Origin of the sequence: Exiguobacterium sp. TNDT2 (assembly GCF_003331145.1) — a bacterium.
In the GTDB taxonomy this organism is placed as follows: Bacteria; Bacillota; Bacilli; order Exiguobacteriales; family Exiguobacteriaceae; genus Exiguobacterium.
In genome coordinates this window covers 45,202-53,552 of the sequence record NZ_QLVE01000018.1, presented here as the reverse complement: position 1 = coordinate 53,552, position 8,351 = coordinate 45,202, and the positions used below count along the sequence as shown (strand labels likewise).

11 protein-coding genes are annotated in these 8,351 nt (G+C 49.8%); all 11 read right to left on the bottom strand.

Going from position 1 to position 8,351, the window contains the following annotated elements; genetic code table 11:
- Nucleotides 1-396 precede the first annotated feature (396 nt).
- Nucleotides 397-1,047, bottom strand: coding sequence for a KinB-signaling pathway activation protein (locus DPV68_RS10100; protein WP_114166706.1), 651 nt, complete (start codon nt 1,045-1,047; stop codon nt 397-399).
- A gap of 10 nt (nt 1,048-1,057) precedes the next feature.
- Nucleotides 1,058-2,089 carry an Mrp/NBP35 family ATP-binding protein gene (locus tag DPV68_RS10095; protein WP_114166705.1) on the bottom strand — a complete coding sequence of 344 codons (1,032 nt, stop codon included), beginning with the start codon at nt 2,087-2,089 and terminating at the stop codon, nt 1,058-1,060.
- 143 nt (nt 2,090-2,232) lie between these two features.
- Nucleotides 2,233-2,625, bottom strand: a complete 393-nt coding sequence (rpsI, locus tag DPV68_RS10090) for a 30S ribosomal protein S9 (RefSeq protein ID WP_021066631.1) — start codon at nt 2,623-2,625, stop codon at nt 2,233-2,235.
- A 25-nt stretch (nt 2,626-2,650) separates the two neighbouring features.
- The gene (gene rplM / locus DPV68_RS10085; protein ID WP_034781675.1) at nt 2,651-3,088 is read right to left on the bottom strand and encodes a 50S ribosomal protein L13; all 438 of its coding nucleotides are present in this window, start codon (nt 3,086-3,088) and stop codon (nt 2,651-2,653) included.
- 154 nt (nt 3,089-3,242) lie between these two features.
- A complete protein-coding gene (truA, locus tag DPV68_RS10080; RefSeq protein WP_114166704.1) occupies nt 3,243-3,983 on the bottom strand; it encodes a tRNA pseudouridine(38-40) synthase TruA in 741 nt (246 codons plus the stop codon).
- Nucleotides 3,980-4,771: an energy-coupling factor transporter transmembrane component T family protein gene (locus DPV68_RS10075; protein ID WP_034781681.1), complete on the bottom strand. Its 792-nt coding sequence runs from the start codon at nt 4,769-4,771 to the stop codon at nt 3,980-3,982. The genes truA and DPV68_RS10075 overlap by 4 nt, the downstream gene beginning before the upstream one ends.
- Complete coding sequence (locus tag DPV68_RS10070; RefSeq protein WP_114166702.1) at nt 4,768-5,646, bottom strand: energy-coupling factor transporter ATPase; 879 nt, start codon at nt 5,644-5,646, stop codon at nt 4,768-4,770. Before DPV68_RS10070 ends, DPV68_RS10075 begins: the two co-directional genes overlap by 4 nt.
- On the bottom strand, nt 5,622-6,458 hold the full coding sequence (locus DPV68_RS10065) for an energy-coupling factor transporter ATPase (protein WP_021066626.1): 837 nt from the start codon (nt 6,456-6,458) through the stop codon (nt 5,622-5,624). The genes DPV68_RS10070 and DPV68_RS10065 overlap by 25 nt, the downstream gene beginning before the upstream one ends.
- 69 nt (nt 6,459-6,527) lie before the next feature.
- On the bottom strand, nt 6,528-6,881 hold the full coding sequence (rplQ, locus tag DPV68_RS10060; protein ID WP_012727650.1) for a 50S ribosomal protein L17: 354 nt from the start codon (nt 6,879-6,881) through the stop codon (nt 6,528-6,530).
- A 24-nt stretch (nt 6,882-6,905) separates the two neighbouring features.
- On the bottom strand, nt 6,906-7,850 hold the full coding sequence (locus tag DPV68_RS10055; RefSeq protein WP_021066625.1) for a DNA-directed RNA polymerase subunit alpha: 945 nt from the start codon (nt 7,848-7,850) through the stop codon (nt 6,906-6,908).
- A gap of 92 nt (nt 7,851-7,942) precedes the next feature.
- Complete coding sequence (rpsK, locus tag DPV68_RS10050) at nt 7,943-8,338, bottom strand: 30S ribosomal protein S11 (RefSeq protein WP_114166700.1); 396 nt, start codon at nt 8,336-8,338, stop codon at nt 7,943-7,945.
- Nucleotides 8,339-8,351 lie beyond the last annotated feature (13 nt).

Here is an 8,351-nt window from a genome sequence, read left to right as displayed (position 1 = left end):
TTTGATATAGCTCTTTAAAAATGACGAAGCTTGCGCTTCATTCAAAAAATGTAAAACATTTTTGCCTCATCGTTCAGTTTTCAAAGACCAAGTGTCTGTCGTGTTAGCGACTTTTTAATAATAGCGATTTGACTTTTGAAAGTCAACCGTTTTTTATTATTTTTTTCATCCGCTTTCTGTTGTTCAGATTTGAACAGCAGCGACGTTTATTAATATATCAGCGCCCCGCATTTTCGTCAACTGTTTTTCTAAAAAAACTTTATTTTCTTCGGGAATCTTTTTTCCAACGTTGAAAACCGACTTTCCTCACATAAAAACAACGTAGCGTCCTCCCACCTAGGGCGACGCTACGTTGTTGAAGAGTGTAACTATCGAGTGCTTCCGTTCCTATTGATGTTAGGACGATTTAGAAGACACCCGATTCTTAGATTTAGCTTTAGCCTGATTCTTTGTCGATGGTTTGGCATCCTCTGCTTGAGCAGGCGCTTGGAAGCGATGCAGCATCAATACTTGATACGCATTGGCAAACACGAGCGTCGCTAACGCCGGCCACAAAAGGGCGATTTCATCCGTCGCCTGAAGGGCTGGAATCCATTCAATCAACGTGATAACGATCATCAAGAAGAGCGTCGGGATGAACGCGCTCGAGTTCGTCTGCTTTGCCTTACTCGTCGCGATAATCCAAGATACCATCACCAACACGACCATCTCACCGATATAGCGCCACATATGATCGTTACCAAAAGCGAGCATACGAAGGTAAACCGCATCAAATAGTGCGAAGGCGATTAACAGCACTTGTACACGATTCCATAGTCTCGGACCACGGAACAAATCCAAACCGACTCGGTGGACAATCAAGTAGGCGAAGAAGCCCATCATGCTAATCCCGGTCCATGTGCTCGAGTAACTGAGTGCCGTCACAATCGCTTCCCATGATTGACTCACTAAATAGCCGGGGTTGGCCAGCAAGTTCATGACAAACCCAAACAACGTCCCGAAGACGAGCGTGGTCCAAAATAACCTTAAAAATCCTTGTACCTTCATCTATAAACCATTACCCTTCTATCTGTTGAATGACCGCTTGCGCTAGCCCGTCGTATGTCTTCTCAAACGGATGCCCATCTCGGTAAACCGATGGTGCGAAGTCATCTTCGTTCTCATACGGCTGTCCGAGCGGAATTTGCGCGAGCAATTTGCTCTTCAGCGCTTCAGACAATTTTTCGCCACCGCCATAGCCAAAGACGTACTCTTTCTCCCCTGTCACTTTACTTTCAAAATACGCCATGTTTTCGATGATACCGAGCACTTTGTGGTTCGTCTTGATGGCCATCGCTCCAGCTCGTGCCGCGACGAAGGCAGCCGTCGCATGCGGCGTCGTGACAATCAACTCTTGACATGCCGGGAGCATCGAATGAATATCGAGGGCGACATCACCCGTCCCTGGCGGTAAGTCGAGAAGCAAGTAGTCTAGGTCGCCCCACTCAACATCGTTGAAGAAGTTATTGAGCATCTTCCCGAGCATTGGGCCACGCCAGATGACTGGAGCGTTATCTTCTACAAAGAAACCCATCGAAATCACTTTCACACCGAAACGCTCGACAGGAATGATTTTCTCGCCACGGACGACCGGCCGCTCTTCAATCCCGAGCATGTCAGGTACACTGAAGCCGTAAATATCCGCATCAATCAATCCGACCTTCTTCCCGGCCCGCGCTAGCGCGACTGCCAAGTTGACCGAGACTGTCGATTTCCCGACACCACCTTTGCCCGAAGCAATCGCAATGAATGTCGTGCCAGCATTCTCACGGAGAATGGCTGGTTTCGTCGCTTCTTTCAAACTTTCGTCATTGAGCGCCTCGAAACGAAGACCGACCGTCTTGAATCCTTTTCCTTTGAGCAACGTGACAATCTCTTGTTGAAGTTGGAGTTGCTCGCCGCTCCCGGTTTGACCGAGTGCCACTTTTACACTGACATAATCTTCTTTAATGCGAATATCCTTCACTCCAGCTGTATCACCAAGCGTACGGTTGATTGTTGGATCGATCAACCCCGCCAATTCTTCACGAACTTGTTCTACTGTAAGCATGTGGTTTCCCCCTAATTTCTGTCTCGCTAACAGTATATCAAAAAAAGCGTTTTCTTGAGGGAATGGAAATCAACAATTTTATGAGCGATAAAAAAAACTCTCCGCCCCGATGGGCAGAGAGTTTGAACCAAATCGTTCGAAGATTAACGCTTCGAGAATTGTGGTGCGCGACGTGCAGCTTTAAGACCGTATTTTTTACGTTCTTTCATGCGAGCGTCACGAGTCAAGAAGCCTTTTTCTTTGAGGCTTGGGCGGAATTCTGGGTCCGCTTGAAGAAGCGCACGTGATACGCCGTGGCGAATCGCTCCAGCTTGTCCTGTGAATCCACCACCGTTAACGTTAACGATTACATCGTATTTACCTTCTGTTTCAGTCAATACGAGTGGTGATTTTGCCATCATGATCAAAGTCTCATGTCCGAAGTATTCTGAAATATCACGGCCATTTACAACAACTTTGCCGTCACCTGCAACGAGGTGAACGCGAGCCACCGAGTGTTTGCGGCGGCCTGTTCCGTAGTAACGTACATCTGCCATCGTTTAGTTCCTCCCTGTGTCCCGATTAACCGCGAAGTTCGTAAACTTCTGGTTTTTGTGCTGCGTGGTTGTGCTCAGCTCCAGCGTAAACGTGGAGTTTAGTGAATGATTGACGACCAAGTGATCCTTTTGGAAGCATCCCTTTGATTGCGAGTTCAAGCATACGCTCTGGACGTTTTGCGAGAAGCTCTTTTGCAGTTTGTGATTTCAAACCGCCTGGATGACCTGAATGACGGTAGTAAATCTTGTCGTTCATTTTGTTACCAGTCAAGTGGATTTTCTCAGCGTTGATGATGATGACGTGGTCTCCGCAATCAACGTTTGGTGTGAAAGTCGGCTTGTGCTTACCGCGAAGAAGTGATGCTACTTCACTAGTCAAACGACCAAGTGTTTTGCCTTCTGCGTCGATAAGGAGCCATTTGCGTTCTACTTCAGATGCTTTTGCCATGAATGTCGTGCGCATGTGGAATACCTCCTAAAATGTCTGTTTGCTTAATTTTTTTAGTGCTTGTTTGATGCTTTATCATAATCCTAGTTTACGGGGCTAAGATTGTGGTTCATCTCTCAATGTGAAAATGAAATGCCAATGAATATAATACGATTTTATAGGGGGAATGTCAATCTACTTTTTCATAATTCACATTCCACAAGTATAGACCGTGCGGTGGGGCTGTAATCCCAGCGCTACGCCGGTCTTTTGAGGCGAGCATCCGGCTCACGTCCGCCGGCTCATATTTCCCACGCCCGACCTCTAACAACGTCCCTACCATAATACGGACTTGGTTATAAAGAAAGCCCGAGCCGACGAAACGAATATACATCTCATCGCCCGCTTCGACGAGCTCTGCTTCATAGATTGTGCGGACACGATCCTCTACCTCAGCCTTCGTCACTGAAAAGGAGGTGAAGTCGTGAGTCCCGACGAGCATGCGTAGCGCCTGTCGGATCCGCTCATGGTCGAGCGTGTACGTGACCGTTACAGCATGGTGGCGCCGGAACGGGTCCGCGTCGCTTCGGAAGAAATAGCGATACTCTTTCCGTTTTGCCCCGTAACGCGCGTGAAACGACGCATCGACCTCTTCGGCGGACCGGACAAGAATATCATCGGGCAACATCGCGTTCAGCGCTTTGACGAACCGGTCGGCTGGCATAGCGAGGTGCGTATCGAAGTGTAGCACTTGCCCCCGAGCATGCACACGGGCGTCCGTACGACCCGAGGCCACTACTTTGACGGTCTGACTATGCATCCGCGCCAGCACACCCTCTACTTCGGCTTGAACCGTATTTCCGTTCGGTTGGACCTGATAGCCGGCATAGTTCGTTCCATCATACGCAATCGTCAATTTAATTCGCTTCATCCTATCCCTCGCAATCCAATCAAGATGAGTGTGATGACCACGAAGATGATGAGTAACACCGTGTCACGACGGTGCCACGTCATCTCACGCAAGCGCGTCCGTCCTTCACCCCCACGGTACCCGCGGGCCTCCATTGCCGTAGCGAGGTCCTCAGCACGTTTAAACGCCGACACAAACAATGGGATCATGAGCGGGACGACTGCCTTCAAGCGATCCTTGAGCGGACCGCTCTTCAAATCGACGCCTCGCGCCTGCTGAGCCTTCATGATGCGATCGGTCTCGTCGGCCAAGGTCGGAAGGAACCGAAGCGAAATCGACAGCATGAGGGCGATCTCATGGGCAGGGACTCGGAATCGTTCGAGGGGGCGGAGCCCTGCTTCAATCGAATCGGTCAGTTCCATCGGTGTGGTCGTCAGTGTGACGAGTGTTGTCAACATGACGAGATAGAAGAAACGGAGCGAGACGATCAAGCCCATCCGGACGCCTTCCGAATAAATCGCGAACGGACCGAATGCAATCAACTCCGTCCCGTCCCGGTTAAAGAACAGTTGCAACAACAGTGTAAAAATGATGAGGAATAAAATCATCTTCAATCCATTCCATAAATACCGCCATGACAATTGAGACAGTCTCACGGCGAACAAGGTAAAGCCGAGCAAGAACACGTTCGTCCATAAGTTATCAGCCAAAAAGACGATGGGAATGAACCCGAGGATGAACAACGTCTTGGCTCGCGCATCAAGTGTATGGAGCCATGAATGTCCGGGAATGTACTGTCCGATGATCATGTCGCTCTCCCCTTTCTCAATTCGAGCGCGATCCAGTCCGCCAATTCGCCTTCGGTCCGTAAGGCCGGTGTCGCGACACCGAACGCAGGGGCAAGCTCACTCGCGAAGCGAAGCACATGTGGGATTTCAAGCTGGAGCCCTTTGACAAGCGCCTCATCTTTGAACAAGTCAAATGGATTCCCATCAAAGGCGACCTCGCCCCGTTCCATGACGACGACTCGTTCTGCGTACGCTAACACGTCGTCCATATCGTGCGAAACGAGAATGAGCGTCAAATCGAGTTCTTGTTTTAGCCGTTTGAATAACGCCAGCATCTCACGACGGCCGAGCGGGTCGAGTCCAGCCGTCGGCTCATCTACAACGAGAACGTCAGGTCGACTAGCGAGCACGCCGGCAATGGCGACGCGACGCATCTGTCCACCGGAGAGATCGAACGGGGAACGGCCCCATAACGTTTCATCCAGGCCGACGAGGCGCAACGCAGCATGAGCCCGCTCTTTCGCTTCGTCTTCAGACGCCCCAAAGTTTCGTGGACCAAACATGACGTCGCGTTCGACCGTCTCTTCAAATAATTGATGTTCCGGATATTGAAAGACGAGCCCAACGCGGCGCCGAAGCGGGAGTAAGCTTTGCTTTTTATCGCGACGTTTCGTAATCGCACGGACTTCGATGTCATCGACGACGACACGCCCTTTTGTCGGTCGCAGCAGGCCGTTCATATGTTGAACGAGCGTTGACTTGCCTGACCCAGTATGGCCAAGAAACGCAACAAGCGCCCCCGACGGAATCGTTACATTCACATCGCGCAGCGCGGTTCGTTCAAACGGAGTATTCAATTGATAGAGGTATGTCACTTCTTCAATGCTAATCGGCATAGATGGTTCACCAACTCCGAATGTTGTAGCATCAGACGATCGAGTGGTATGCCCCGTTCCTTCAGTTCGAGTTGCATCCGGACAATAAACGGTACGTCGAGCTGAATGGCTCGTAACGCCTCCGGATTTTGAAACACGTCTTCGGGTGTGCCGGTCATCGCAATCTTGCCTTTTGACAATGCAATGATACGGTCGGCAAACAACACTTCGTCGAGCTCGTGGGTAATGGCGACAACGGTCATCCCTTCTGAGACAAGCTGTTGCACCGTTTCAATCACCTCTTTGCGCCCAATCGGGTCGAGCATCGAGGTAGCTTCATCGAGCACGAGGACATGCGGGCGCATTGCGAGAGCCGAAGCAATCGCAACGCGCTGCTTTTGTCCACCGGATAACTGATGCGGTTCACGGTCCGCTAGTTCCGATAATCCAACGCGCGCTAGACTGTCATCAATTCGACGAACCATTTCTTGACGTGGAAGTCCCATGTTTTCGAGAGAAAATGCCACATCATCGCGCACGGTCGCCCCGACAAACTGGTTGTCAGGATTTTGGAAGACGACACCGATCCGTTTCCGAACGTCCCACACGTCTGTGGCGTCCGTTGGATCAAGTGTCTCCACCCGGACTTCTCCTTCCTGAGGAAGCAAAAGCCCATTCCACAACTTCGTCAAAGTCGACTTCCCAGAACCGTTATGGCCAACGATGGCGAGCCATTCCCCTTTGTATACGTCGAGTGACAGCCCGTTTAAGGCTGGCTCGGTTTGTCCCGGGTAACGAAACACGATATCGCGTACCATAATTTGAGATTCCATCTGCCGACTCCTTTCCGATGTGGAAACAGGGCAATACGTCACCGCATGCCCTGTTGACTGCCTAATGAATTAGACGAGTTCGATGATTACGACTTCTGCACCGTCACCGCGGCGTGGGCCGACTTTCATGATGCGTGTGTATCCACCTTGACGTTCCGCGTAGCGTGGTGCCACGTCTTCGAACAATTTTTGGATTGCGTCTTTTTCTCCAGCGTTCTCTTTACGAACGAATGAAGCTACTTGACGACGGGCATGAAGATCGCCACGTTTCCCAAGAGTGATCAATTTTTCAACGACTGGGCGAAGTTCCTTCGCTTTTTGTTCAGTTGTTTGAATGCGCTCGTTAATAATAAGGTCAGTTGCAAGATCACGTAAAAGTGCCTTACGTTGTGAGCTTGTACGGCCGAGTTTCGAATAAGCCATTACATTTCCCTCCTTCGGTTGAACTTAGTCTTCTTTACGCAAGCCCAAACCGAGCTCGTCCAACTTGAGTTGAACTTCTTCGAGTGATTTACGTCCGAGGTTACGAACTTTCATCATCTCTTCCTCTGATTTGTTTGCGAGTTCTTGAACAGTGTTGATGCCAGCGCGCTTCAAGCAGTTGTACGAACGAACTGAGAGATCGAGTTCTTCGATCGTCATTTCGAGTACTTTTTCTTTTTGGTCTTCTTCTTTCTCGACCATGATTTCTGCATTGAGAGCCTCGTCAGTCAATCCAACAAAGATGTTCAAGTGTTCTGTCAAAATTTTCGCCCCGAGCGATACCGCTTCTTCCGGACGGATTGAACCATCTGTCCACACGTCTAATAGAAGCTTATCGAAGCTAGCATCTTGACCGACACGTGTTTTATCTACTTCGTAGTTCACGCGTTGAATCGGTGTATAGATCGAATCGATTGGAATAACGCCAATCGGCATATCATCACGTTTGTTATCTTCTGCCTGGACGTAACCACGACCACGGCGAGCAGTCAAACGCATGCGAAGCGTCGCGTTGTCAGCGAGAGTCGCGATGTGGAGCTCAGGATTCAAGATTTCAACGTCGCTATCATGGGTAATGTCTGCCGCAGTGACAGCACCGGCACTTGAAACGTTAATCTCAAGCGTTTTCTCTTCGTCCGAGTACACTTTGAGAGCCAACTTCTTGAGGTTAAGTACGATTTGCGTGACGTCTTCGACGACTCCGTCAATCGTAGAGAACTCATGAAGTACGCCATCGATTTGAACCGCTGTTACCGCTGCACCAGGGAGCGATGACAAAAGAATTCGACGTAGTGAGTTGCCGAGAGTCGTGCCATATCCACGTTCAAGCGGTTCCACCACGAATTTACCAAACGTAGCATCCTCGCTGATTTCGACCGTTTCGATCTTTGGTTTTTCAATCTCGATCATCTGAACCCCTCCTTGAGTGTATCCTGCCATGCAGCCTGAACTGCATTGTATATGCTGTTTGTGCTAGGTGAGCCCTTCACACGCACAAGCGATTATACGCGGCGACGTTTTGGAGGGCGGCAACCGTTGTGCGGAACTGGTGTTACGTCACGGATTGCAGTTACTTCAAGACCAGTAGCTTGGAGGGCACGGATAGCCGCTTCACGTCCAGCACCAGGACCTTTAACGTTAACTTCTACTGTACGCATACCGTTGTCCATTGCAACTTTCGCTGCAGTTTCAGCAGCCAATTGTGCTGCGAACGGAGTCGATTTACGTGATCCTTTAAATCCAAGGTTACCAGAAGTAGCCCATGAGATCGCGTTACCTTGCGTGTCAGTGATTGTGATGATTGTGTTGTTGAATGTAGAACGGATGTGTACCACACCGGCTTCAACATGTTTTTTGACTTTACGTTTTGAACGTACATTTTGCTTACGTTTCGCCATTGTTCAATTCCCT

Excerpts from the sequence above, each read along its gene's own strand:
- DPV68_RS10100 (WP_114166706.1), bottom strand. The coding sequence starts at position 1,047 with ATGAAGGTACAAGGATTTTTAAGGTTATTTTGGACCACGCTCGTCTTC.
- DPV68_RS10095 (WP_114166705.1), bottom strand. The coding sequence starts at position 2,089 with ATGCTTACAGTAGAACAAGTTCGTGAAGAATTGGCGGGGTTGATCGAT.
- rpsI (WP_021066631.1), bottom strand. The coding sequence starts at position 2,625 with ATGGCAGATGTACGTTACTACGGAACAGGCCGCCGCAAACACTCGGTG.
- rplM (WP_034781675.1), bottom strand. The coding sequence starts at position 3,088 with ATGCGCACGACATTCATGGCAAAAGCATCTGAAGTAGAACGCAAATGG.
- truA (WP_114166704.1), bottom strand. The coding sequence starts at position 3,983 with ATGAAGCGAATTAAATTGACGATTGCGTATGATGGAACGAACTATGCC.
- DPV68_RS10075 (WP_034781681.1), bottom strand. The coding sequence starts at position 4,771 with ATGATCATCGGACAGTACATTCCCGGACATTCATGGCTCCATACACTT.
- DPV68_RS10070 (WP_114166702.1), bottom strand. The coding sequence starts at position 5,646 with ATGCCGATTAGCATTGAAGAAGTGACATACCTCTATCAATTGAATACT.
- DPV68_RS10065 (WP_021066626.1), bottom strand. The coding sequence starts at position 6,458 with ATGGAATCTCAAATTATGGTACGCGATATCGTGTTTCGTTACCCGGGA.
- rplQ (WP_012727650.1), bottom strand. The coding sequence starts at position 6,881 with ATGGCTTATTCGAAACTCGGCCGTACAAGCTCACAACGTAAGGCACTT.
- DPV68_RS10055 (WP_021066625.1), bottom strand. The coding sequence starts at position 7,850 with ATGATCGAGATTGAAAAACCAAAGATCGAAACGGTCGAAATCAGCGAG.
- rpsK (WP_114166700.1), bottom strand. The coding sequence starts at position 8,338 with ATGGCGAAACGTAAGCAAAATGTACGTTCAAAACGTAAAGTCAAAAAA.